This is a genomic window from Aliiroseovarius sp. YM-037, from assembly GCF_048060095.1.
In the GTDB taxonomy this organism is placed as follows: Bacteria; Pseudomonadota; Alphaproteobacteria; order Rhodobacterales; family Rhodobacteraceae; genus JBLUOA01.
On the sequence record NZ_JBLUOA010000006.1, the window covers coordinates 1 to 22,627 of the forward strand.

Sequence of the window (22,627 nt, forward strand, 5' to 3'; positions counted from 1 at the left end):
CGCCAATCCAGACATTCGCGCCGATGGTGACGGGGTGCGCGATTTCCAAACCCTCCGCCCGCTTTGCCGGATCGCGGTGATGGTCGGCGCAGTAAATCTGCACATTCGGGCCGAGCATTGTTGCCGCCCCAATCGTCACCAGCGCGGTATCGAGGATTGTGCAACCTGCGTTCAAGTAAACGTAATCGCCCACCGAGATGTTGAAACCGTAGGGGCAATGAAACGGGGCCTCAATCATCGCGCCTTGCCCGACCTTCGCGAACAGCGTCCGCAATGGCGCGGCAATCTCGCCGCGGTCGTCGGGGTGCATCGTGTTGTGGGCATGAACTGCGGCGCGGGCGGTCACGCGCAGCGCCTCAAGCTCCGGGTCGAGGCAGGAATACCACGCCCCGGCTTTCATTTTTTCGCGTTCGCTCAGGCTCATCCCGCAACGCTAGGGGATCGGCGAGCAGCGCACAATCACCGCCTACTTGTTGCTGTCGATCCAGCGCGACATCATCTTGCGGTCGCGGAAGCATTCCGGCGGCACGGTCCGGCGTTTCAGCCGGGCGATGCGTTCGGCAAACGCCACCTGCTTTGACGACGGGTATTGCGCGAAGCGGCTCGCCGTCATCTCCGCCCGGTGTTCGTCGATCCAGGCGGACAGCGCCTGACGATCCTGCTGCGCCTCCCACGGTAGGGTGATATGCGCCCGCGCAGCGATCTGGCGGGCAAAGCGCAGTTGTTTTTCGGTCACCGGCAGCTGGTGATAGTCATTCGACGGCTGATCGCCGCCCATTTCGTGTTCTGTATCAAGGGTCATGTTCATCCCCCATTTCCTAAGGTCAGGTTAAACGAGAACATTATAGGAACATACTACACTATTATGTAGGTGAGGCGCAATAAACTACAAGATAGGGTATGTAGCACGTTGGATTCCGGGCGGATTTCCGCGCTTTTCGGGGGTCAGAGGGCCGTTGCAAATCCCCAAGGCACGACCTAGGGATTGCTAAGACATTCAAGGCCCCGCGACATGCTGACGATCTTTTTGGCCATCGCCCCGGTCTTTGCCCTCATTCTGATGGGCTATGGGCTGCGGCGTGGTGGTATTCCGTCGATCGAGTTCTGGAACCTCAATGACCGGCTGGTCTATTGGGTCCTGATGCCGGCGCTGTTCTTTGCCAAGATATCTGCCGCGGACCTGAGCGGTGGTCTCGGCGGCTATGCTGTGCTGCTTTATGCCGGGTTCTTCGCGGCGATTCTGTGCGGCTGGCTTCTGGGGCGCGGAATGCAGGCACCGCAAGCGAGTTCGCTTTTGCAGGGAAGTGCGCGGTTCAATACCTTCGTCGGCCTTGCGATTGCAGAGGCTATTTTCGGCACGAAGGGGCTGCAAATCGCTGTACTTGGGTCGGCATTGCTGGTGCCTGTCGTGAACGTCACGGTCGTCACGCTGATGACGCGACAATTGGGCGGCGGTGGAAAATCAGTGCTGCTGGGGCTGGTCAGGAATCCCTTGATCCTTAGCATTTGTGCCGGCGCGCTGTTCAATTTTGCGGGGCTGGGCGACGTTCCGGTGCTGCATGAAATGGCCCGCATCCTTGGGAACGCAGCGCTGCCGATCATGCTGCTTTGCGTCGGTGCAAACCTAAAGCTGCGGGGGCAAAGCGGGTCGCGCCGCGTCATCGGTTTTTCGATGATTGGCAAGTTTGTTGTCAATCCAGCAGTCGTGATCCTCGCCGCGCTGCTGTTTGGGCTTGATCCGCTGGTCAGTCAGATCGCGCTGATCTTCGCGGCCCTGCCGACAGGCGTGGCGAGCTACACTCTGGCCCGCGAAATGCGCGGCGACGCACCCCTGATGGCGGCGATCATCACGACGCAAACGCTGCTAAGCTTTTTGACCCTACCCCTGACATTGCTGATCGCGCAGGCGATATTGACCGGAAACTGATCCGGCTGGCGCGAGTGGAGAACGACGCATGAAACGATCCAGAATTAACGACATCATGGCCGCAGCCGACGATATGATCCGCAGCTATGGTTTTGTCCTGCCCCCCTTCGCCGCGTGGTCGCCCGATGAGTTCAAGGCCCGCCGCGACGACGCGCGCGCGGTGATCGACGCCCGCTGTGGTTGGGATATCACCGACTACGGCGCGGGAAAGTTCGACGAGATGGGGCTTTTCCTGTTCACCCTGCGCAATGGGCGGCTGGCCGATCTACAGAGGGGCGGCGGGATGTGCTACGCCGAAAAGTTACTGATCTCGCGGCAGGATCAGCTTAGCCCGATGCACACCCATGTCATCAAGGCCGAAGACATCATCAACCGCGGCGGCGCGACCCTTGCGATCGAACTGTTCGGGTCCGACGATCAAGGCAACTTTGCCGAGGATCGCAGCGGCACGGTCTGGTGCGACGGCATCCGGCGCGACTATGCCCCCGGCGAAAAACTGCGCGTTCAGCCGGGTGAGAGTGTAACGCTGATGCCCGGCGACTGGCACGCGTTTTGGGGCGAAGGCGGCGATGTTCTGATCGGTGAGGTGTCGACGGTGAATGACGACGAAACCGACAACGTCTTTCGCGAACCCATCGGTCGGTTCTCCGACGTTGAAGAAGACACTGCGCCGACCCATTTGTTGGTGAGCGATTATCAGACGTGGTTAAGCTAACCCGTCCGTATCGACCGTTACCCCGGCCTCTTCCAGCATCACTGCCGACACCTGAAAACTGTGGTCAAGCGCCCCGTCATGTTCGGGGATCGCCGGGCTAACGACTGTTTTTATTCCGCTTTGGATGATCGCCCGCGCGCAATCGGCGCAGGGGTAGCGGTTGATATAGATCGTGCAGCCATCCAGCGGCGTGCCGACGCGGGCGGCGTTGTAGATCGCATTGCGCTCGGCATGCTCGAACCAAAAGAACTTTTCGCCACTCGCGCGATCAAACCGGGTGTTGTCGTCAGACGACACGCCGCGCGGCAGGCCGTTATAGCCCGTCGCGCGGATTTCATGATCGGGTCCGACAATGACCGCACCAACATGAAAATCAAGATCCTCTGACCATGCGGCCAGCGTGTCGGCGAGGGTCAGGAACCGCGTTTTCCATGTGGTTTGGTCAGCCATCCTCAGCCCGCGAACACGTAGGAGGTTTTGACAGTGGTATAGAACTCCACCGCGTAGCGCCCTTGTTCACGCGCGCCGAAGGATGATCCTTTCCGCCCGCCGAACGGCACGTGATAATCGACGCCCGCCGTCGGCAGGTTGACCATCACCATGCCCGCCTGCGCCCGGCGCTTGAATTCGCGCGCGAATTTTAGGCTGCTCGTGCAGATTCCGGCGGACAGACCAAATTCGGTGTCATTGGCGACGGCGAGTGCTTCTTCAAAATCCGCGACCTTGATAACGGACCCGCAGGGGCCAAAGATTTCCTCGCGGTTGATCCGCATGGAATTGTCGGTGCCCACGAACAGCGCGGGCGCTTGGTAAAAGCCGGGCTTATCAAGCTCTAACCGTTCGCCGCCGATCACCTCTGCCGCTTCGGATTTCGCGATGTCGATATAGTCGAGGTTCGATTTCAACTGTTTTTCATCGACAACCGGGCCGATCTGCGTGCTGCTGTCAAGCGCATCGCCAACCTTCAGCGCCTTCATCTGTTTGGTAAGCTCCGCGACGAAATCATCGTGGATACCGGCCCCAACAATCAGGCGCGAGGATGCAGTGCAGCGCTGCCCGGTCGAAAAGAATGTGCCGTTCAGGCAGGCGGGAACCGCGACGGACAGATCCGCGTCGTCCAGCACGACCATCGGGTTCTTGCCGCCCATCTCAAGCTGCACTTTCTTCTTCATCTTGCCGCAAACTTCGGCGATGTGATTGCCCGTCGCGACGGACCCGGTGAAGGAAATCGCGCCGATCTCGGGGTGGGTCACGATCGCCTCACCCACGGTTGATCCGCGGCCCATCACAAGGTTGAACACACCCGGCGGGCAGCCGTGTTCATGGAGCAATTCGGCGATCACATGGGCGCAACCGGGGGTCAGGTCGGCGGGTTTGATGATCACGCAATTGCCATAGGCGAGCGCCGGGGCGATTTTCCACGCCGGGATCGCGATGGGGAAGTTCCACGGCGTGATCAGGCCGACGATACCGACCGGTTCGCGCGTCACCTCGACATCGATGCCGGGCCGGACGGAGGGTTGCAGGTCACCGACCTGGCGCAACGCTTCGCCTGCGAAGAACTTGAAGACCTGACTTGCCCGCATGGTTTCGCCGACACCTTCGGCCAGGGTCTTGCCCTCTTCCCGCGCCAGCAATTTGCCGAATTCCTGGGCCCGCGCGGCCAGCGAATTGCCAACTGCATCCAGCAGGTCATAACGCGCCTGCGGCGTGCTGTTGGCCCAGTCGTCCGCTGCGGCCTTCGCGGCCTCAACCGCCATGTCGACGGATTTCGCATCGCCATAGGAATAGGTGCCGATGACATCATTCGTGTCAGACGGGTTCACATTGTCCTTATAGTTTTCAAAGCTGACCCATTCACCGTTAATCAGGTTCTCGTGCTTGCTCATCTGCTCTCTCTTTCCATTTTCTACGTTTCAGCCGACCGGAGCGGGCGACGGAACTTCGATTTCATCCAATGCGGCTTTCTGCGCATCCGTTAGCGCCACGAAGGGCGGCAGGGTGTGTTCCCAAAGAGGGTTGTCCGTGCGGCGGCCGACCAGATACTTGACCGAAGCGATCAGCGGTTGGCTGGCGATTGCAGCGCGGAGTGCGCCCGTGCGCTCCAACAGCGCCGCGTCGGGGGCGGTGCGCCCGGCCCAAAGCTCCGCACATAGCGGCGCGGTTTGGTTGACGGTGGCCGAGATACACCCCGCAAAGCCCGATGCCCCGGCCTCTGACAGCGAGGTTTCCGAGCTTGGGAAGACCGCAAAACCCGGCAATTTCGCCGTCAGTTCGCGGCAATAGTCCAGATCGCCAGAGGAATCCTTGATCCCGGTGAAGCGGTCAGGATACGCCTTTTGCAGCCGTTCGATCAGCGGCACCGGAATGGTGATCCCGGTCATTTGCGGGAAATTGTAGAAATAGATCGCGATCTTGCGCTGGCCGAGTGCGTGATGCAGCGCCTCATACCAGCGGAACAACCCCTCATCGCTGGCGGGTTTGTAGTAATATGGCGGCAGCACCAACGCGACGCCATAGCCAAGGTCATCGGCGTGGCTGGTCAGGTCGACCGTTTCAGCGAGCGACGGTGTTCCAGTGCCGACCATCAGGCGGGTCGTGTCGACAGCCTCAGCCGCCCAGCCCATCACCTGCTTGCGGGCGGCGGTGTCGAAATTGTTCGCTTCCCCGGTCGAGCCGAGCACGTTCAGCCCGTCGCAGCCGTTATGAAGCGCCCACTGGCAATGTTCAACGAACAGCGCCTTTTGCGGCGTTCCTTCCGCGTCGACCGGCGTGGGGACGGCGGCAATGATACCTTCCATCGGAATGTCCTTTATTGATCCTGTGTTTCCGGTTCGCGGGTCTTGTAGGCCGCGACCTCGGGATGATCCTTGATCGGGTCCGCGCCCCTATACCAGCCGCCGGGTTCCTCGACCTCTCCGTCGGGGCCGTGGAACACCTCTGCGTTGATGCGCACGAAATCGGCGTCTTTCTCCTCGACCTCGTCATCGTAGCGGATCGCGTCGACCGGACAAATGCTTTCACACATGCCGCATTCGATACATTCGGTCGGGTGGATGTAATACATCCGCTCGCCTTCATAGATGCAGTCGACGGGGCAGGACGTGGTGCAAATCCCGTCCTTCACGTCGATACATTCGCTTTTGATGATTAGCGCCATGCTGCCCCGCTATTTCCCGCGCCAAACGGGGGCGCGTTTTTCGCGGAATGCGGTGACGCCCTCGTCGGCGTCCTCAGAGTTCAGCGCAGCGATCAGTTCGGGGGATTCATACGCATATGCGTCGTGAACCGACATTTCGCTCGTATTGCGGACGACGGCCTTGATTGACTTCAGACTCAGCGGGGCGGCGGAGAGGATATCGGCCACCCAACGGTCGGTTTCAGCGTCAAGCTGATCGGCGGGCACGACCGAATTGACCAACCCATAGCGTGCCATGTCATCAGCCGAAGCCATGCGCCCCGTCATCATCATCCCAACCGCAATGTTGCGCGGGATCAGGCGGGGCAGCATCACCATGCCGCCGTCCAGCGGCATCCGTCCGACTTTCGCCTCGGGCAGACCAAAGCGCGCGGTATCGGCGGCGATGATGATGTCGCATCCCATTGCCATTTCCAGCCCGCCACCAAGCGCAAGGCCGTTCACCCGCGCGATAACGGGTTTGGTCAGCGTGCCCCGTAGTGCAATCCGGCGAAAGCCTGTGTCGCTGATGTCTTTCCAATATTCGACGCCGGACATGCCGCTGTCGTCTTTCAGATCGGCCCCGGCGGAGAACGCCCGATCCCCGCTGCCGGTCAGAACCACGCAGCGGATATCGGCGTTGCCCTCAACCTCGTCCCAGATTTCCGCAAGGCGGGTCTGGGTCGCGGTATCCATCGCGTTCATCCGGTCGGGCCGGTCGATGGTGACGCAGGCAACGTGATCTTCAACGGTGAAGAGAACGCTCATCCCGCGGCCCTTTCCTTTTCGCCCAGACCGAATTCCTTGATGACTTCTTCCGTATGCTCACCCAGACGCGGCGGCGCGTGGCGGACGGTCAGGGGCGCATCGCTAAGGTGAACCGGAGAGCCGACAAGCCGCAAGCCACCCAGCACCGGATGATCGATATCGATCAGCATTTCGTTGATTTCGGTCTGCGGATCGGCCAGCGCCTCGCCCAGCGGACGGACGGGGGCACAGAGCAGGTCTTGCGCTTCCAGACGGTCCAGCCAATAGGCGGTCGTGTTGGTCGCAAACCGTTCGCGGAAGATGTTTTGCAGGAACGGCTTGTTCTTCCGCTGGCTCGACAGGTTCGGATAGTCCGTCGACAGATCGTCGATTTCCAAGGCTGTGCAGATGTCCTGCAACGGGTTCGCCTTGAACGCGCCGACAACGACCAGCGCGCCATCGGTGGTGTCAAAGACGCCGGTCAGCGGCATCGCGGCCCAGTTCAGAACTTCGCGGTGCTTGTTCCACTGCGCGGCCTCCTGCATCTGCATCGCGATCATGGAGTCATACAGCGACACGCTGACCTTCTGCCCGACCCCGGATTTCCCCCGCGCCAACAACGCGGCCAGCACGCCCTGCACCAAGTGCATCCCGGCGGTGTAATCGCACAGTGTCGTCGGATAGATCGACTTCGGGATCGACGGGTCGGAGGTTTTCTCCATCACGCCGCTCATCGCCTGGGCCAGCACGTCCTGCCCGCCCTTGTGGGCATATGGCCCTTTTTCACCGAACCCCGTGCCAGAGGCGCAGATGATCCCCGGATTGATTTTCTTCAGCTCATCATAGCCGAAACCCAACCGGTCCATTACGCCAGCGCGGAAGTTATCGACGACCACGTCAGCCTCGCGGACAAGGGCATAGACCATCTGCTTGCCTTCAGGGGATTTCGTGTCGATCTCAACCGACCGCTTGTTGCGGTTGAGAGAGGCGAAGACAGCGTTGTTCATCGCCTCTTCGCTGGTTTCGCCGTAGAAGCTGCGGGACAGGTCGCCCGCGCCGGGGCGTTCGATCTTGATGACGTCCGCACCAAAATCGGCCAGCATTTGGGTGGCACAGGGGCCAAGCATCACTTGGGTGAAGTCGATCACCCGGATGCCGTCGAGGGGGAGAGTATTTTGCATCATGGCCTCCTCAAGCGTCTACTTTTTCTTCGACCAGCGCGTTGGCTGATGGCACGTCGCCCGGGTCTGCCCCTTGGGCGCGCATCTGTTTCTGGATCAGCTTGGCGTCCACATCGCGCAGCGCCTTATCACCTTGCAGCGCCAGCGATACGGCGACGCCCGCAGCTTCCCCTTGCGACATGCAGGGCGGGATCTCGCGGGACAGTTTCTGCGCCTCGCTTTCGACGGAATAGTGACGGCCCGCGACGATCAGGTTGTCGATGCCCTTCGGCAGCAGCGCGCGATACGGGGTGTAGTAATCCCGACCACGACACACGCTGTCGGCAAAGTGCCGGCGGCTTTTCACATCGTCTTTGGTCACGACATATTCGCCCTGAAGCAACCGAGTCTGACGGACACCCATCTGCTCGGCGGCGCCCAGCATCTTGGCATTCTCGAACCCCGGAATGTTCTCGCGGGCGAAGGCCAGCAGGTTCATCATCCGCTCGCGGCCTTCGTATTCGGCCTCGACCATGTGTTCCGGCGACAGGCCATCATAGCCCGGCATATGCGGGCAGTTGCACCAGACGATGCCCGGCAGCGGCGTTTTCAGCCACCACATGCCCCAGGCCCCGCCGATGACGCGCCGCGCCTGACGGTCGATTTTTTTGTATTCCTCGGGGTTGGCGTATTCGAACGCTTCGGCCTTGTCGGTGTCGACATCGCTAAGGCGGAACACGGTTGTCACAATGAACTGACCGTCAATGAACGACGCCCCGGCAGAGGAGGCAACATCAAGGTCGCCACTTGCATCGATCACCATCTTCGCGCGGATCGCTTGCCGGCCAAGTTTCGTCTGACAGATCACGCCGGTGACGCGGTTGTCTTCGACCAATGCCTCGGAGAACCAGGAATGAAGCCGCAGGTTGATCCCTGCCTCTTTCACAAGGTCCAAGCTAACGCGCTTCCACGCATCGGGATCGAACGCAACGGCGTGGATGATCGGCTGCGGCATCCCGGTTTGGTGGAAGTCGATGCAGCCCCAGCGGGACCATTTCTGCCACATCTCCCAGTTGGTCAGGCAATCTTCGGACGGCGGATAGACCGCGCCGTCCTGTTTCACCATGCGGTCGACATATTCATCGACGATGCCGGTGGTCACGATCTCATTCCCGTCGTTGACCATGTCATCAAGCACCAGAACCATGCCGCCCGACGCCATGCCGCCAAGGTGGTGGTAGCGTTCCAGCAGGGTGACGGAACACCCGTTCCGCGCCGCAGAGACCGCCGCGGATACACCCGCCGGGCCGGCGCCGATGACGACGACGTCGGTATCGGCGACAACGGGAACCTGCTCGCCCCGGGTTTGAACGTGATCTTTAACTTGCGCAGTCATTTGGCATACTCCTTCTGTCGCGCCGTGGATATGGCAGGCGCATATATTGTTTTATTTCAGCGTGTTGCCTTACCAGCGCACCACCAGTCGTTCGACTGTCGAAACCGTTGCGAACAACAGCACGGACAGCCCCGACGACATAAAGACGGTTGCGTAGAGCAAGGGCGAATTGAAGTTGAAGGTCGAGTCGATGATCAGCGCCCCAAGACCCACATCCGCACCGACCCATTCTCCGACAATCGCGCCGATGACGCAGGTCGTCGCCGCAATCTTGAGCGCGGAGAACAGGAAGGGCAGGGAGGAAGGCAACCGGATCTTCCAGAAGATCTCGGATTTCGAGGCGGACAGGATGCGCGCAAGCTCCAGCGCTTGCGGGCTGACGGCTTGCAGGCCGCGCACCATGTTGACCAGCGTCGGAAAGAAACAGATCAGCGCCGCGATCACCACCTTGGCGGTCAGGCCGGGGCCGAAGATCAAAACGAGGATCGGCGCAATGGCCAGGATCGGGATGGTGTTGACGAACACCGCGATCGGAAAGAACGCGCGTTCGACCATGCGGTTGTGCACGAAGGCGACCGCGATCAGAACCGCGGCGGTGTTGCCGACGAAGAAGCCCAGCAGGCTTTCGTAGAATGTCGGCCAGAAGTTCGTGAGCAGGATCGGAAACTTGTCGACAAACGTATAGGCGACGTCGGACGGCGCCGGGGCGATGTAGGTCGGCACGGCGAACAACCTGACACCGATCTGCCAGATCACGACCAGCGCGATGGCGGTTGCAAGCGGTACGCCGACCGCCATCACCTTCTTGCGCCGCGCTTCTGCCCGCTCCTCGTCAACCGCCGGGTCGGTGGCTTGGATGTTGTCAATCGCGGTCATCAGCATGTCTCCAGCAGTTTGCGCAGATAAGCGGAATACCGTGTGAATTCCTGCGTATCGCGTTGTTCGATGGTGCGCGGGCTTGGCAGGTCGATTTCGACCACTTCGCGCAGGCGTCCGGGGTTGGCTTCCAGCATCAGAACCTTCTGACCCAGAAACACCGCTTCGGGGATCGAGTGGGTCACGAACAGGATCGTGACGCCGGTTTCCTTCCAGATTTGCAGCAATTGCAGGTTCAAATGGTCGCGCGTCATCTCATCCAACGCGCCGAAGGGTTCATCCATCAGCAGCAGCTTTGGGTGGCAGACCAGCGCGCGGGCAATCGCCACGCGTTGCCGCATCCCGCCCGAAAGCTCATGCGGCAGGGCATCTTCGCGGCCCTCAAGTCCGACGAGCTTCAGCAGCTCACGCGGGGATTTGTCACCAACCGGAATATCAATGCCCCGCCGACGGCCGATTTCCAGCGGCAGTTCGACATTCTTCAGCGCGGAACGCCACGGCAGCAGCGTCGCGTCCTGAAAGACAAAGGCAAATTCACGGGCCAGTCGCGCCTCTTCGGTGGTTTTGCCAAAGATCGAAACTTCACCCGACGCTGCCGGGATCAGGTCGGACACCAGACGCAGCATCGTGGATTTGCCGCAGCCCGATGGGCCGAGGATCGTGTAAAACGCGCCTTCCTCGATATCCATCGACATGCCGTCGATGGCGGTGAAAGACCCGAATTTGACAGACGCGTCTTTCAGCGAGGCGGCGATTGCGCCGGTCGGCTTTTCGACCGGCGCAGGTTGGATGGTTGCAGTTGCAGGCATGGGTTCCTTATCCATAAGTTGGACGAGTTTCCGCAGTCGCTTCGAGGACGGACAGCGTCATGACATCGTCAAGTGCAGGTGCGCCGCTTTCGAATTGGCCAAGCTCATCATAGATGTTGATCTGAGCTTGCCAGTTTTCCGGGGTCATCGTGCCCCAGCCGTTTTCAGCGGTGTTTTTGTTGAAAGAGTAATCGACGACGAGGTCCACCGTCTCCAGCTCCTTCTCGCGATCCATGTTCGGGTAACGCTCTACGAGGATATCGACGGCCTCTTCCCGGTTGTCGTGGACATAGCCCCAGCCCTTCGCAATCGCGCGGATCATACCCTGAACTTGCTCCGGGTGATCGGCGAGCGTGCTGTCGGTCACGTAATAGGGGTTCGCGTAAAGCTGAATGCCAGCATCCCACAGCGACATGTCGTTGCGCTGATCGCCAAGCACGGCAAGCGCGCTGGTGTTGGTTTTCCAGCCAGTCACGACATCGACCTGCCCGGTCATCAGCGGCGCCATGTCGGACCCCATGACCGAAACTTCGACCTCATCCTCGGAGATCCCGGCATTCGCCAGAAGCGCGCGCAGCAGGATACGGGCGGTGCCGTTGGTCGCGACCTTCTTGCCGATCAGGTCTTCCGGTGTGTTGACCGGGTTGTCCTTCAACGAGAAGTAGGTGAACGGGTGCTGCTGATAACCGGCGGCGATACATTTCACCGGCAGCCCGGCAGAGCGGGCGAGCATCAGCGACGGGCTTGACGAAATCGAGCCGAGGTTCGCGCGGCCAGAAGCGACAGAGGCAACGCCATCCACATTCGGGCCACCCGGCACGATGTCGAGCGTCAGACCTTCTTCAGCGAAGAACCCTTTTTTGTCGGCGACGACCTCGCCCAGAATGCCGTTGCTGGCCAGCCAGCCAAGTTGCAGCGTGACGTCGAACGTGTCTTGCGCGAACGCTTTTTCGATGCTGACAAACGTGCCGGCGCTGGCGGCACCCGCCGCAGCACCCATTGATTTCAGCAGCGAACGGCGGCTTAGGCCGGTTTGGGAAGGTCGTTTCATGGTGTTCTCCTGTTGGTCAAAGGCGGTTTTCATGAGTCGATTCTTGTTGCTTTTGATTGACTCTAGGGCAGTGAGTGGTGATGCAAGAAGGGTAAATTCCTGCTAACAGTGGTGCAATTATTGCATCACCCATGATGGCGGAGCGCGACCATGCACTCTATCTTCCTGAAATACTTTGACGAAGTCGCCCGGCACGGGTCGATCCGAAAGGCATCAACCGTGCTGAATGTGTCTTCGACTTCGGTGAACCGAAAGATTCTGAGCGTCGAAAAGCAGCTTGGCGTCGCCGTGTTCGACCGAACCCCCGAAGGGGTGGAGCTGACCAGCATCGGCAGCATCCTTCTCGAACATTGCCGCAAGACGCTACACGATTACGAACGCACCAAGATCCTGATCGACGACCTGCGCGACCTGCGCACCGGGCATATCAACATCGAAACGATTGACTCTGTGGCTTACGGGATTCTGCCGCAGGCGTTGCAGCAGTTCAGCCAGTCTTTTCCCGATATTTCGATCTCAGTCACCACGGCCCAGCCGGACGAGGTGATGAAATCCGTCGCAAACGGCGAAACGGATGTGGGGATCACCTTTATGATCGACATGCACCCGGACGTGCGCGTGATGTCTGAAAAATCCGCACCCTTCGGCGTGATCGTGCGGCGCGACCATCCGCTTGCGGAACGCAACAGCGTTACGATTGACGATATCAGCACCTATCGCCTTGTCCGCACCATCGACGCGCGGGGGCGCAATTCGATCATCGACCAAGTGGTGTCAACCCTCGCCTCGCCCCTATCCACCCACATTTTCACCAACACCCTGTTTATCGCAAAGCAGATGATCTTGGATAATCAAGGCATCGGCCTTTACACCAAGATCGGCTTTTTCAAAGAGATCGAGGCGGATGAGCTAAAGTTCATCCCCCTGATCCAAGAAGGTCTGAACGACATGCGGATCGCCATGCTGGTGTCGGCCACGACCGGGATCGATCCGGCCAAGCGACACCTATGCGATGTGGTGGGGCGGTCGATCCGGCTGATGCGGCTAGATTCGTGAGGGGCGACACGCAAACCCTCAGATACGCCGCCCCGACCCGTCAAACAGCATCTCATCCGCGTGGTCCCAAGTCAGATCCACGGCGGACCCTTCGGCCAGAAACACTTCGGACGCATTCTGCCGTGCGGTGACGAGCGTGCCGTCCGCCAGCTTGACATGAACCAGAGTCTCCGCTCCCAGTGCCTCGGTATAAAGGACCGTGCCGCTGGTTCTGGGATCAGACTGAGCGATCCGCAGATGTTCGGGCCGGACCCCGAGCGTCGCGGCCGATCCGGCGACATTCGCCAGTTCCGGCTTCATGAAATTCGTCGGGGGAGAGCCGATGAACCCGGCCACGAACTCCGTCGCGGGGTTGGCGTAGACTTCAAGCGGCGCGCCGATTTGGTCGGCGACCCCGCCATTCATCACGATCATGCGGTCGGCCAGCGTCATCGCCTCCACCTGATCGTGGGTCACGTAAAGAGCCGTGACACCCAGCCGCCGCTGCAACTGCTTGATCTCAAGCCGCATCTGCACGCGCAGTTTGGCGTCGAGGTTGGAAAGTGGTTCATCGAACAGGAAGACCGCCGGCTTGCGCACGATCGCCCGGCCCATCGCCACGCGCTGCCGCTGCCCGCCGGACAATTCGCGCGGCCGGCGTTTCAGGTAGGGTTCAAGCTGAAGAAGTTTCGCCGCGGCCTCGACCCGTTCGGCGATTTCGCCCTTGGGGCGCCCCGCGATCTTTAGCCCATAGGCCATATTGTCGAACACCGACATATGCGGGTAAAGCGCGTAGTTCTGGAACACCATCGCGATATCGCGGTCCATCGGTTCCTTGTCATTGACTCGGGTGTCGTCGATCTGCACCTCGCCCGATGTGATTGTCTCAAGCCCCGCGATCATCCGCAACAGTGTGGACTTCCCGCAGCCGGACGGGCCAACGATGACGATGAATTCTCCGTCCTCGATGTCGATATCGACGCCGTGGATCACCTCGGTCTTGCCAAAGGATTTCTTGATATTCCGAAGACTGACGGTCGCCATTTCTATTTCTCGCTATCGACAAGGCCGCGGATGAACAGCCGCTGCATACTGATGACCACGACGACCGGCGGGATCATCGCAAGGATCGACGTCGCCATTATGACCGGCCAATCGGCGATATCGTCGCCCGACGGGAACATCTGCTTGATCCCCATCACGATGGTGTTCATGGACGGGTCCGTCGTGATCAGCAGCGGCCAGAGGTATTGGTTCCAGCCGTAGATGAACAGGATCACGAAAAGCGCGGCGATGTTCGTGCGGCTCATCGGCAGAAGGATGTCCCAGAAGAACCGCATGGGTCGCGCTCCATCGACCCGCGCGGCCTCGGCCAGTTCATCGGGCACCGTCATGAAGAACTGCCGGAACAGGAACGTCGCGGTCGCCGAGGCGATCAGCGGAAAGATCAGCCCGGAATAGCTGTTGAGCATGCCGAACCCCGCGACGACCTCGTAGGTCGGCACGATCCGCACCTCGACCGGCAGCATCAGCGTCAGGAAAATCAGCCAGAAGAACACTCTGCGCCCCGGAAACCGGAAATAGACGATGGCGAAGGCCGACAGCAGGGAGATCACGATCTTCCCGATAGCGATCCCCATCGCCATGACAAGCGAGTTCAGCATCATCCAGGCGACCGGCGCATTGATGCCCGAAACCAGCGCCTTTCGATAGTTTTCGAAGAACTGGTCACCGGGGATGAGGGGCATCGGCGGGCGAACGATCTCGGGCTGGGACACGGTCGATGCGACGAAAGCCAGCCAGATCGGGAAAAAGATGAACAGAAGCCCGACGATCAACCCGGCATGGGTCAGCCAATGCCCCGCGCCCCGCTTTTCGACCATGCCCGTGCGATCCGCCATCAGTAATGCACCCTGCGTTCGATGAACTTGAACTGCACGATGGTCAGCAGGCCGACGATAATCAGCAGGATCACCGATTGCGCGGCGGATGACCCCAGGTCCTGCCCGACGAACCCGTCGGAATAGACCTTGTAAACAAGGATCGTCGTTGATTGCTGTGGTCCGCCCGAGGTGATCGTATGGATCACGCCGAAGGTTTCGAAGAACGAATAGACGATGTTGACGACGAGCAGAAAGAACGTGGTCGGCGACAGCAGCGGAAACACGATCGTGCGGAACCGGGTCCAGAACCGGGCACCGTCGATGGCCGCGGCCTCGATCACTGATTTCGGGATCGCCTGAAGCCCGGCGAGGAAGAACAGGAAGTTGTAGCTGATCCGCCCCCAGGCCGATGCGACGACGACAAGGCCCATCGCCTCTTCTCCGTTCAGGACGTGGTTCCAGTCGTATCCGAGCGTGCCTAGATACCACGACACCACGCCAACGCGGGTGTTGAACATAAACAGCCACAGAACGCCCGCCACCGCTGGCGCGACGGCATAGGGCCAGATCAGCAGCGTGCGGTAGACGCCTGATCCCTTAATCAACCGATCCGCCAAAACGGCGAGGTATAGCGCCACGCCCATCGACACGACCGTCACGAGGATCGAAAAGATCGCCGTCGTAAAAAATGAAGCGCGGTAATAGGGATTGCCCAGCAGGTATTCGAAATTTCCGAGGCCCACGAACTGCATCGACAAACCGAACGGGTCGGGAATGAACAGCGACTGCCAGATCGCCTGCCCGGCGGGGTAGAAGAAAAAGACAGCCGTTATCACGATCTGCGGCAGAACCAGCAGAAGCGGCAACCAGATGCCCTTGAAGGTGACGCGCTTTTCCATCGTGATCGCCGCGCCCCACCGTTGCGGGGCGCGGCGCTGTCCTTAGCGGTTGGCCTGCTCGAACCGGCGCAGCAAGTCGTTGCCCCGCTCCACCGCGCTGTCAAGCGCGGCCTGCGCTTCCTTGTCGCCAGACCAAACGGCCTCAAGCTCTTCGTCGATGATCGTGCGGATCTGGTCGAAGTTGCCCAGCCGCAGCCCTTTCGAATTTTCCGTCGGCGCGTTGGTCGTCATCTGCTTGACGGCCACATCGGTGCCGGGGCTTGCCTCGTAAAACCCCTGTTCGCGGGTCAGGTCGGCAGCGGCACTGGTGATCGGCAGATAGCCGGTATCCTGATGCCATTGCGCCTGAACTTCGGGCGACGACAGATAGTTGAGGAATGCCGCGACGCCCGCGTATTCCTCGTCCGTCTGGCCCCCCATCACCCATAGCGACGCCCCGCCGATAATGGTGTTCTGCGGCGCATCGACCAGCGATGACCAATAGGGCAGCGGGCGCACATCAAAGTCGAACGTGGCCTCGGCCGTGATCCCCGCATACCCGGCAGAGCTTTCGGTGAAGAGAGCGCATTCCCCGGCACGGAAATTCGCGCCGCCCTCGTTACGGCGCCCGGCGTAGATGAACTTGCCATCCTGCGCCCATTCGCCCATCGCCTTGATATGGGCGACCTGCGTTTCGCCGTTCAGCACGAGTTCGGTATCAAGACCGGCAAACCCATTATCCTGCGTCGCGAACGGCACGTTGTGATAAGCGGACAGGTTTTCCAGGTGAATCCAGCTTTGCCACGCTGTCGTCATCGGGCATTGGTGGCCAGCTTCTTTCAACTGATCCAGAACCGCGCCGACGTTTTCCCATGTCGACATGTCGGTGTCGGGGTCGATCCCCGCTTCGGTCAGTGCATCGCGGTTAACCCAAAGCACCGGAGTGGATGAGTTGAACGGCATCGACAGCATTTGACCGTCGCCGGTCGTGTAATACCCCTTGACCGATCCGATAAACGCATCCGGGTCAAAATCGGCGTTCGACATGACCTCATGCACCGGATTGATCGCGCCTTCAGCGGCCATCATGGTGGCGGTGCCGACTTCGAACACCATCAGGATGTCCGGCTGCTCGCCCGCGCGGAAGGCGGCGATGCCGGCATTCAGCGTTTCGGAATAGTTGCCTTTGTGCGACGCGGTCACGGTGTAGTCTGATTGCGACGCGTTGAAGTCTTCAACCTGCGCGGCCACCAACTCTCCGAGTCTGCCGGTAAAGGCGTGCCAGAATTCGATTTCGGTCTGTGCCGCCAGCGGAGCTGCGGTCACAGTCACCGATGCCGTCGCAAGCAATAAGTGTTTGATGTTCATGTCGATCCTCCCAGTTCAACGATTGATAGACCTACCACGATAGTGCTGAGTCCGTTCGAAAAGCAAGCTGCGCGCCAAACGAAGGGATGCAACTTGTGATTGTAGCGCGGGCCGGTCCGAGAACCCGCGCCGTATGGTTTAAGCCGCCTCTACCGCCCGCTTGGCCAGAACCCGTATCAGGTTCGCGCGGTAGTCGGCGCTGCCGTGGATGTCTGACAGCAGGCCATCGCTGGCGACGGTGACTCCGTCCGCGGCACCTGCTGACCAGTCTGAGGCGAGTGCGGCTTCCAGACCCTCGTGGCGGAAGACTCCGTCTTCGCCGGCTCCGGTGACAGCGACGCGGGGACCGTCGGCCCCGTCTGCCACGCAAACACCGACCAGCGCGAAAAGGGATGCGGGCTGGCGGAACTTGGCATAGGCGGCGCGGGACGGGGATGAGATGCGGACGGCGGTGATAACCTCGTCATCTTCGAGCGCCGTGGTGAACAGGCCGTCAAAGAAATCATCCGCCGCGATTTCGCGCGTGTTGGTCACGATGGTCGCGCCAAGCGCCAAAAGCCCCGCCGGGTAATCCGCCGCCGGATCGTTATTGGCGACAGAGCCGCCAATCGTTCCGACACAGCGAACAGCCGGGTCGCCGATCCCGCCCGCGAGTGTCGCAAGCGCCGGGCAAAGGCGTTGCACATCGGCGTTGTCCGCAACCTCTGCATGGGTCGTTGCGGCGCCGATCACCAGTGTATCGCCATCGACAGACACGCCGGACATCCCGTCAATCGCGCGGATGTCGACAAGGTCGCTGGGGGCAGCCAGATGTTGTTTCATCGTGGCGAGCAGAGTCTGACCCCCGGCCAGAAACTTGCCGTCCTCAGCCCCGGTGATCGCGGCAATCGCGTCGTCGATGCTGGCGGTTTTGTGGTATTTCGTCGGATACATATCGTCGTCCTCCCTTACTTTGCCGCCTGGATGGCGTTCCAGACCGCCTGCGGCGTCGCGGGCATGGCCAGTTCATTGCTGCCAATGGCATCGGTGATTGCGTTGATAACAGCGGGTGGGGAACCTATCGCCCCCGCCTCGCCACAGCCCTTCATGCCAAGCGGGTTGTTCGGACACGTCGTCGACGCGTGATGCACCGAATAGAACGGCAGATCCGAGGCGCGGGGCATGGCGTAGTCCATGTAGGACCCGGTAAGCAACTGCCCGTCATCGTCGTAAACCACCTGTTCCAGCATCGCCTGCCCGATGCCTTGCGCGATGCCGCCATGCACCTGCCCTTCGACGATCATCGGGTTGATGATGGTGCCGAAATCGTCCGAGGCGGTGAACTGCACGATCTCGGTCACGCCGGTTTCGGGGTCGACCTCGACCTCGCAAATATAGGTGCCGGCGGGAAAGGTGAAGTTGGCGGGATCATAGAACGCGCCCTCCTTCAGGCCGGGTTCCATATCCGGCGGCAGGTTGTGGGCGGTGTAGGCAGACAGCCCTACCTCGTGCCAGCCCATCGCCTTGTCGGTGCCCTTGACCTTCACCTCGCCGCCTTCGATGACGATGTCATCCTCAGACGCCTCAAGCACATGGGCTGCGATCTTCTTCACCTTGGCTTCGACCTTGTCCATCGCCTTGACGATGGCCGACATGCCGACCGCGCCCGAGCGTGACCCATAGGTGCCCATGCCGAACTGCACCTTGTCGGTGTCGCCATGCACGATCTGGACGTTTTCAATCGGCAGGTCGAACCGTTCCGCGACGATCTGGGCAAAGGTGGTTTCGTGGCCCTGCCCGTGGCTGTGTGACCCGGTCAGAACTTCGATCGTGCCGACGGGGTTCACGCGCACTTCGGCGCTTTCCCATAGCCCGACGCCCGCACCAAGCGATCCGACCGCCGCCGAGGGCGCGATGCCGCACGCCTCGATATAAGACGAATAGCCAAGGCCGCGCAGCTTGCCACGCTTGGCGGAGTCTGCCTTGCGGGCTTCGAACCCCGCGACATCCGCCGCCTCGCGCGCCTGGTCGAGGTTCGCGCCGAAATCGCCGGCGTCATAGGCCATGATGACCGGTGTCTGATGCGGGAACTCCTGCACGAAATTGGCGCGGCGCAGTTCTGCTGGGTCTTTGCCCATCTCGCGCGCGGCGGTTTCCATCATGCGTTCGACCAGATAGCACGCCTCGGGCCGACCGGCCCCGCGATAGGCATCGACCGGCACCGTGTTGGTATAAACCGCGCGGACATTGCAGTGGATATTCGCAATGTTGTATTGTCCCGACAGCAGCGTGGCATAAAGGTAAGTCGGCACGGCGCTCGAAAACAGCGACATATAAGCGCCGAAATTAGCGATGGTGTCGACCTTCAGGCCGACGATCTTTCCATCCGCGTCAAACCCCATCTTCGCGGTCGAGATATGGTCCCGCCCATGCGCATCGGTGATGAAGGCTTCGGATCGGTCCGAGGTCCATTTCACCGACCGCCCGGTTTTCATCGACGCCCAGAGACAGGTGATCTCTTCGGGGTAGATATAGATCTTCGACCCGAACCCGCCGCCCACATCCGGGGCGATCACCCGCAGCTTGTGCTCTGGTGCAACCTGATAGAAGGCCGACAGGACCAGCCGCGCGACATGCGGGTTCTGGCTGGTCGTGTAGAGCGTATAATGCTCCTCTGCCGCGTCAAAGATTGCGACCGCTGACCGCGGTTCCATCGCGTTGGGGGACAGCCGGTTGTTGGTCAGCGCAAGTTCCGTCACATGCGCGGCACCCGACAGGGCGGCATCGGTCGCGGCCCCCTCACCAATTTCCCAATCATAAATCAGGTTGCCTGGCGCGTTTTCGTGGATCTGCGGCGCACCGTTCGCAAGCGCCTTGTCGGCGGCGGCAACGGCGGGCAGTTCTTCATAGTCGACCTCGACCGCTTCGGCGGCGATCCGGGCCTGGGCTTGCGTTTCCGCGATGACGACGGCCACACTGTCGCCGACATAGCGCACCTTTTCGGTGGCCAGCGCCGACCACGCGCCCATGTTCATGGGCGAGCCGCCTTTCGATGTAATCGCCCAGCCACAGATGATGTTACCGATCCCGTCGCCGGTCAGCTGTTCACCGTTCAACACATCGATCACGCCATCCATTGCCAGCGCGGCCGAGGTGTCGATCCCCTTCACAATCGCATGGGCGTGGGGCGAGCGGACGAAGGCCGCGTAGGCTTGATTATCCACACGGACATCGTCGGTGTATTTGCCCTTGCCGGTGATGAAGCGTTTGTCTTCCTTGCGGGTGACGCGGGCGCCTATTCCTGTGCTCATATCAATGTCCTCCCTTACATCTTCGCGGCGGCGTCTTCGACGGCGTGGACGATGTTGTGGTAGCCGGTGCAGCGGCAGATATTGCCCTCAAGCTCTGCCCGGATCGCGTCTGGGGTCAGCTCTTTTCCACTGGCCTTGTAGCGGTTCACCATATCGACCGAGGCCATGATCATCCCCGGCGTGCAAAAGCCGCATTGCAGCCCGTGGTTTTCAGTAAACGCCTGCTGCATCGGATGCAGATCGCCATTGGCGAGGCCCTCAATGGTCGTCACCTCGGACCCGTCAAGCGATACGGCAAGAGCGGAACAGGATTTGATCGCTTTCCCGTCCACATGCACGACACAGGCGCCGCATTGGCTGGTGTCACAGCCGACATGAGTGCCGGTCAGGCGCAGGTTTTCACGCAGGAATTCCGACAGCAGCGTTTCGTCCGGGATGTCCCCGCTGACAGCCTTGCCGTTCACTTTCATGCTTATCTTGGTCATCTATTCCTCCCATTTGGACGGGTCTTGCTGCCCGTATGTTCAATGACCGCCGGGCTCACCCCTCCGGCGGGTCTTTTTCGGATAAGTGGTTGTGGAAATTGTCGAAAAACTTGGTTGCGACCTTCTTCGCTGAGGCGTCGATCAACCGGCTTCCCAGCCGGGCAAGCTTGCCGCCGACCTGAGCCTTGGCCGCGAATTCCAGCACGGTTTCGCCGTCCTCTTCGGACAGGGTGACATCCGCCGCCCCCTTGGCAAAGCCCGCAACACCGCCCTGCCCTTCGCCCCTGATCGTGTAGCTTTCCGGGGCGTCGATGTTCAAAAGCTCAATCGCGCCGTCGAACTTTGCTTTCACGGGGCCAATTTTCTGCACAACCTTCGCCGTCATCGTGGTGGGCGAGGTCTGTTCGATCTCTTCACAGCCGGGAATGCAGAGCTTTAGAACCTCTACATCATTCAGGGCGTTCCACACGGCGTCACGCGGGGCGCCGATCCGGTAGCTGCCCGTCATATCCATGACAAAGTCGCTTCAGTAAGATAGTGCATAAGCGACGATCATAAGCCGTGCGCCCCACCGCGCAAGAGTTTTGACCGAAGGGTCAGGCAGATTTCAAAGCAAGCTCAAGGCGCTGCTTGTCGCCGCCGGTCGTGAACGCCCTTCCAAGATCGGCCAGGCTGTCAAGCGAATGGCAGGCGTGAAAGCTGTCGACGATGGGCAGCAGCGCGCGGATTCCGGCGGCTTCGGGGGCGAAGCCGTCAAAGCGCAGCAGCGGGTTCAGCCAAATCAGACGGCGGCAGGATCGGGTGAGCCGCGCGGCCTCGGCCTGCAGAACGTCGGTGTCGCCGCGCTCCAGCCCGTCGGTGATCAGCAGCACGACCGCGCCCTGCCCCAGAACCCGCCGCGACCAGTCCCGGTTGAAGCGGTGCAGCGCCTCACCAATCCGCGTGCCGCCTTGCCAATCGGGCGCGTCGCGGCCCAACGCCTCAAGCGCCAGATCAACATCCCGCAACGCGAGAGAGCGGGACACGTTCGTCAGCCGCGTGCCAAACGTAAACCCATGCACCCGGCCCCAGCCGGAACCCGGCGCCCAAGTCAGCCCGTGCAGAAAGTGCATCATCATGCGCGCATAGGTCGACATCGACCCGGAGATATCGCAGATCGCCACAAGGTTTGGCGGGCGGTATTTCGGCGTCTTCAGCAGCAGACGGTCCACCTCCCCCCCTTTGCGAAGGGATCGGCGCAGCATGGCGCGGACGTCGGGGCGACTCCCTATCTGCGATGGCTGAAAGCGCCGGGTTTTCAGCGGCGCGGCAGGCAGAACCAAACGGCGGATCAGGGCGGCCGCCTCTGCCTGTTCGGCGGTGCTCATCTGTTCGAAATCCTGTTTGCGCAGGACTTCGTTCGCGGACCAGCTTAGCTCCGCATCAAGGTCGATGGCGTCGCGTTCCGGTGGTGCAGCGTGGTTGGCGGTATCGTCCCATATCGCCTCAGCCGCGCGTTTTTGGGCGGGCTTCGGGGCCTGCTCCTTCTGATCCATCGTCTGCATCAGCGGCAACATCGACCGGACCATGCGTTCCAGAAACTCCGGATCGCGCCAGAACATCTGAAAGACCTGATGAAAGACTTCAAGGTGTTCGGGCCGCGACACCAGCGTCGCCCGCAGGGCGTAGTAATAATCGTCGCGCTGCGTGAACCCGGCGGCGGCAACGGCGGAAATCGCGCTTTTCAGTTGCGATGTGCCGACCTTTAGCCCGGCCTTGCGCAACGCCCGGGCAAAGTGAACGATGTTTTCGACCAGCCGCCCGTCCGTTTCAGGTAAGGCTTGCATCCC

24 protein-coding genes are annotated in these 22,627 nt (G+C 60.8%); 3 read left to right on the plus strand and 21 right to left on the minus strand.

What is annotated here, in order from left to right:
- Together ACEWPJ_RS16310 and ACEWPJ_RS16315 are read right to left on the minus strand one after the other, a co-directional pair.
- Positions 1-424 (minus strand): sugar O-acetyltransferase (locus ACEWPJ_RS16310; RefSeq protein ID WP_416514185.1); only part of this gene is annotated, 424 nt, incomplete at its 3' end.
- A gap of 42 nt (positions 425-466) precedes the next feature.
- Positions 467-808 carry a hypothetical protein gene (locus ACEWPJ_RS16315; protein ID WP_416514186.1) on the minus strand — a complete coding sequence of 114 codons (342 nt, stop codon included), beginning with the start codon at positions 806-808 and terminating at the stop codon, positions 467-469.
- Between the two features lie 204 nt (positions 809-1,012).
- On the opposite strand from ACEWPJ_RS16315, the gene ACEWPJ_RS16320 reads away from it, so the two are divergent.
- Together ACEWPJ_RS16320 and ACEWPJ_RS16325 are read left to right on the plus strand one after the other, a co-directional pair.
- Complete coding sequence (locus ACEWPJ_RS16320) at positions 1,013-1,927, plus strand: AEC family transporter (protein ID WP_416514187.1); 915 nt, start codon at positions 1,013-1,015, stop codon at positions 1,925-1,927.
- A 28-nt stretch (positions 1,928-1,955) separates the two neighbouring features.
- Positions 1,956-2,642, plus strand: coding sequence for a D-lyxose/D-mannose family sugar isomerase (locus ACEWPJ_RS16325; RefSeq protein WP_416514188.1), 687 nt, complete (start codon positions 1,956-1,958; stop codon positions 2,640-2,642).
- On the opposite strand, the gene ACEWPJ_RS16330 is transcribed toward ACEWPJ_RS16325, so the two are convergent.
- The 10 genes from ACEWPJ_RS16330 to ACEWPJ_RS16375 all read right to left on the minus strand — a co-directional run bounded on the left by ACEWPJ_RS16330 (position 2,634) and on the right by ACEWPJ_RS16375 (position 11,859).
- Positions 2,634-3,092 (minus strand): deoxycytidylate deaminase, encoded by a 459-nt coding sequence (locus ACEWPJ_RS16330; protein WP_416514189.1) that lies wholly within the window; start codon positions 3,090-3,092, stop codon positions 2,634-2,636. The genes ACEWPJ_RS16325 and ACEWPJ_RS16330 overlap by 9 nt on opposite strands.
- 2 nt (positions 3,093-3,094) lie before the next feature.
- Positions 3,095-4,531 (minus strand): aldehyde dehydrogenase family protein, encoded by a 1,437-nt coding sequence (locus ACEWPJ_RS16335; RefSeq protein ID WP_416514190.1) that lies wholly within the window; start codon positions 4,529-4,531, stop codon positions 3,095-3,097.
- 27 nt (positions 4,532-4,558) lie between these two features.
- Entirely contained in the window at positions 4,559-5,443 is an 885-nt protein-coding gene (locus ACEWPJ_RS16340) for a dihydrodipicolinate synthase family protein (RefSeq protein WP_416514191.1), read from the minus strand.
- A gap of 11 nt (positions 5,444-5,454) precedes the next feature.
- The gene (locus ACEWPJ_RS16345) at positions 5,455-5,802 is read right to left on the minus strand and encodes an indolepyruvate ferredoxin oxidoreductase subunit alpha (protein ID WP_416514192.1); all 348 of its coding nucleotides are present in this window, start codon (positions 5,800-5,802) and stop codon (positions 5,455-5,457) included.
- Between the two features lie 9 nt (positions 5,803-5,811).
- Positions 5,812-6,588, minus strand: a complete 777-nt coding sequence (locus ACEWPJ_RS16350; RefSeq protein WP_416514193.1) for an enoyl-CoA hydratase/isomerase family protein — start codon at positions 6,586-6,588, stop codon at positions 5,812-5,814.
- Positions 6,585-7,748: a CaiB/BaiF CoA transferase family protein gene (locus ACEWPJ_RS16355; RefSeq protein WP_416514194.1), complete on the minus strand. Its 1,164-nt coding sequence runs from the start codon at positions 7,746-7,748 to the stop codon at positions 6,585-6,587. The genes ACEWPJ_RS16350 and ACEWPJ_RS16355 overlap by 4 nt, the downstream gene beginning before the upstream one ends.
- Before the next feature lie 10 nt (positions 7,749-7,758).
- The gene (locus ACEWPJ_RS16360; RefSeq protein ID WP_416514195.1) at positions 7,759-9,123 is read right to left on the minus strand and encodes an FAD-dependent oxidoreductase; all 1,365 of its coding nucleotides are present in this window, start codon (positions 9,121-9,123) and stop codon (positions 7,759-7,761) included.
- A gap of 69 nt (positions 9,124-9,192) precedes the next feature.
- The gene (locus ACEWPJ_RS16365; RefSeq protein WP_416514196.1) at positions 9,193-9,999 is read right to left on the minus strand and encodes an ABC transporter permease; all 807 of its coding nucleotides are present in this window, start codon (positions 9,997-9,999) and stop codon (positions 9,193-9,195) included.
- On the minus strand, positions 9,999-10,808 hold the full coding sequence (locus tag ACEWPJ_RS16370) for an ABC transporter ATP-binding protein (RefSeq protein WP_416514197.1): 810 nt from the start codon (positions 10,806-10,808) through the stop codon (positions 9,999-10,001). Before ACEWPJ_RS16370 ends, ACEWPJ_RS16365 begins: the two co-directional genes overlap by 1 nt.
- 7 nt (positions 10,809-10,815) lie before the next feature.
- Complete coding sequence (locus ACEWPJ_RS16375) at positions 10,816-11,859, minus strand: ABC transporter substrate-binding protein (protein WP_416514198.1); 1,044 nt, start codon at positions 11,857-11,859, stop codon at positions 10,816-10,818.
- Between the two features lie 150 nt (positions 11,860-12,009).
- Here ACEWPJ_RS16375 and ACEWPJ_RS16380 point away from each other — a divergent pair, with 150 nt between their 5' ends.
- A complete protein-coding gene (locus ACEWPJ_RS16380; protein WP_416514199.1) occupies positions 12,010-12,915 on the plus strand; it encodes a LysR family transcriptional regulator in 906 nt (301 codons plus the stop codon).
- A gap of 18 nt (positions 12,916-12,933) precedes the next feature.
- On the opposite strand, the gene ugpC is transcribed toward ACEWPJ_RS16380, so the two are convergent.
- The 9 genes from ugpC to ACEWPJ_RS16425 form a co-directional block, all read right to left on the minus strand.
- Positions 12,934-13,938 (minus strand): sn-glycerol-3-phosphate ABC transporter ATP-binding protein UgpC, encoded by a 1,005-nt coding sequence (gene ugpC, locus ACEWPJ_RS16385; RefSeq protein ID WP_416514200.1) that lies wholly within the window; start codon positions 13,936-13,938, stop codon positions 12,934-12,936.
- Between the two features lie 2 nt (positions 13,939-13,940).
- Positions 13,941-14,777, minus strand: coding sequence for a sn-glycerol-3-phosphate ABC transporter permease UgpE (gene ugpE / locus ACEWPJ_RS16390; protein WP_416514295.1), 837 nt, complete (start codon positions 14,775-14,777; stop codon positions 13,941-13,943).
- A gap of 17 nt (positions 14,778-14,794) precedes the next feature.
- On the minus strand, positions 14,795-15,676 hold the full coding sequence (gene ugpA, locus ACEWPJ_RS16395; RefSeq protein ID WP_416514201.1) for a sn-glycerol-3-phosphate ABC transporter permease UgpA: 882 nt from the start codon (positions 15,674-15,676) through the stop codon (positions 14,795-14,797).
- 42 nt (positions 15,677-15,718) lie between these two features.
- Positions 15,719-17,023 carry a sn-glycerol-3-phosphate ABC transporter substrate-binding protein UgpB gene (gene ugpB, locus ACEWPJ_RS16400; protein WP_416514202.1) on the minus strand — a complete coding sequence of 435 codons (1,305 nt, stop codon included), beginning with the start codon at positions 17,021-17,023 and terminating at the stop codon, positions 15,719-15,721.
- A gap of 138 nt (positions 17,024-17,161) precedes the next feature.
- Positions 17,162-17,956, minus strand: coding sequence for an FAD binding domain-containing protein (locus ACEWPJ_RS16405; protein WP_416514203.1), 795 nt, complete (start codon positions 17,954-17,956; stop codon positions 17,162-17,164).
- 14 nt (positions 17,957-17,970) lie between these two features.
- Complete coding sequence (locus tag ACEWPJ_RS16410; RefSeq protein ID WP_416514204.1) at positions 17,971-20,313, minus strand: xanthine dehydrogenase family protein molybdopterin-binding subunit; 2,343 nt, start codon at positions 20,311-20,313, stop codon at positions 17,971-17,973.
- Positions 20,314-20,327: 14 nt separating this feature from the next.
- Positions 20,328-20,798: a (2Fe-2S)-binding protein gene (locus tag ACEWPJ_RS16415; protein WP_416514205.1), complete on the minus strand. Its 471-nt coding sequence runs from the start codon at positions 20,796-20,798 to the stop codon at positions 20,328-20,330.
- A 55-nt stretch (positions 20,799-20,853) separates the two neighbouring features.
- Positions 20,854-21,306 (minus strand): CoxG family protein, encoded by a 453-nt coding sequence (locus ACEWPJ_RS16420; RefSeq protein ID WP_416514206.1) that lies wholly within the window; start codon positions 21,304-21,306, stop codon positions 20,854-20,856.
- A gap of 88 nt (positions 21,307-21,394) precedes the next feature.
- On the minus strand, positions 21,395-22,624 hold the full coding sequence (locus tag ACEWPJ_RS16425) for a vWA domain-containing protein (RefSeq protein WP_416514207.1): 1,230 nt from the start codon (positions 22,622-22,624) through the stop codon (positions 21,395-21,397).
- Positions 22,625-22,627: the final 3 nt, after the last annotated feature.

What these genes read in the sequence shown, in the direction of transcription:
- ACEWPJ_RS16405 (WP_416514203.1), bottom strand. Translation starts at nt 17,956, where the DNA reads ATGTATCCGACGAAATACCACAAAACCGCCAGCATCGACGACGCGATT.
- ACEWPJ_RS16365 (WP_416514196.1), bottom strand. Translation starts at nt 9,999, where the DNA reads ATGACCGCGATTGACAACATCCAAGCCACCGACCCGGCGGTTGACGAG.
- ACEWPJ_RS16335 (WP_416514190.1), bottom strand. Translation starts at nt 4,531, where the DNA reads ATGAGCAAGCACGAGAACCTGATTAACGGTGAATGGGTCAGCTTTGAA.
- ugpC (WP_416514200.1), bottom strand. Translation starts at nt 13,938, where the DNA reads ATGGCGACCGTCAGTCTTCGGAATATCAAGAAATCCTTTGGCAAGACC.
- ACEWPJ_RS16355 (WP_416514194.1), bottom strand. Translation starts at nt 7,748, where the DNA reads ATGCAAAATACTCTCCCCCTCGACGGCATCCGGGTGATCGACTTCACC.
- ACEWPJ_RS16330 (WP_416514189.1), bottom strand. Translation starts at nt 3,092, where the DNA reads ATGGCTGACCAAACCACATGGAAAACGCGGTTCCTGACCCTCGCCGAC.
- ACEWPJ_RS16410 (WP_416514204.1), bottom strand. Translation starts at nt 20,313, where the DNA reads ATGAGCACAGGAATAGGCGCCCGCGTCACCCGCAAGGAAGACAAACGC.
- ACEWPJ_RS16350 (WP_416514193.1), bottom strand. Translation starts at nt 6,588, where the DNA reads ATGAGCGTTCTCTTCACCGTTGAAGATCACGTTGCCTGCGTCACCATC.
- ACEWPJ_RS16360 (WP_416514195.1), bottom strand. Translation starts at nt 9,123, where the DNA reads ATGACTGCGCAAGTTAAAGATCACGTTCAAACCCGGGGCGAGCAGGTT.
- ACEWPJ_RS16320 (WP_416514187.1), top strand. Translation starts at nt 1,013, where the DNA reads ATGCTGACGATCTTTTTGGCCATCGCCCCGGTCTTTGCCCTCATTCTG.
- ACEWPJ_RS16340 (WP_416514191.1), bottom strand. Translation starts at nt 5,443, where the DNA reads ATGGAAGGTATCATTGCCGCCGTCCCCACGCCGGTCGACGCGGAAGGA.
- ACEWPJ_RS16375 (WP_416514198.1), bottom strand. Translation starts at nt 11,859, where the DNA reads ATGAAACGACCTTCCCAAACCGGCCTAAGCCGCCGTTCGCTGCTGAAA.
- ACEWPJ_RS16345 (WP_416514192.1), bottom strand. Translation starts at nt 5,802, where the DNA reads ATGGCGCTAATCATCAAAAGCGAATGTATCGACGTGAAGGACGGGATT.
- ACEWPJ_RS16425 (WP_416514207.1), bottom strand. Translation starts at nt 22,624, where the DNA reads ATGCAAGCCTTACCTGAAACGGACGGGCGGCTGGTCGAAAACATCGTT.
- ACEWPJ_RS16420 (WP_416514206.1), bottom strand. Translation starts at nt 21,306, where the DNA reads ATGACGGGCAGCTACCGGATCGGCGCCCCGCGTGACGCCGTGTGGAAC.
- ACEWPJ_RS16380 (WP_416514199.1), top strand. Translation starts at nt 12,010, where the DNA reads ATGCACTCTATCTTCCTGAAATACTTTGACGAAGTCGCCCGGCACGGG.
- ACEWPJ_RS16325 (WP_416514188.1), top strand. Translation starts at nt 1,956, where the DNA reads ATGAAACGATCCAGAATTAACGACATCATGGCCGCAGCCGACGATATG.
- ACEWPJ_RS16315 (WP_416514186.1), bottom strand. Translation starts at nt 808, where the DNA reads ATGAACATGACCCTTGATACAGAACACGAAATGGGCGGCGATCAGCCG.
- ACEWPJ_RS16415 (WP_416514205.1), bottom strand. Translation starts at nt 20,798, where the DNA reads ATGACCAAGATAAGCATGAAAGTGAACGGCAAGGCTGTCAGCGGGGAC.
- ACEWPJ_RS16370 (WP_416514197.1), bottom strand. Translation starts at nt 10,808, where the DNA reads ATGCCTGCAACTGCAACCATCCAACCTGCGCCGGTCGAAAAGCCGACC.
- ugpB (WP_416514202.1), bottom strand. Translation starts at nt 17,023, where the DNA reads ATGAACATCAAACACTTATTGCTTGCGACGGCATCGGTGACTGTGACC.
- ugpE (WP_416514295.1), bottom strand. Translation starts at nt 14,777, where the DNA reads ATGGTCGAAAAGCGGGGCGCGGGGCATTGGCTGACCCATGCCGGGTTG.
- ugpA (WP_416514201.1), bottom strand. Translation starts at nt 15,676, where the DNA reads ATGGAAAAGCGCGTCACCTTCAAGGGCATCTGGTTGCCGCTTCTGCTG.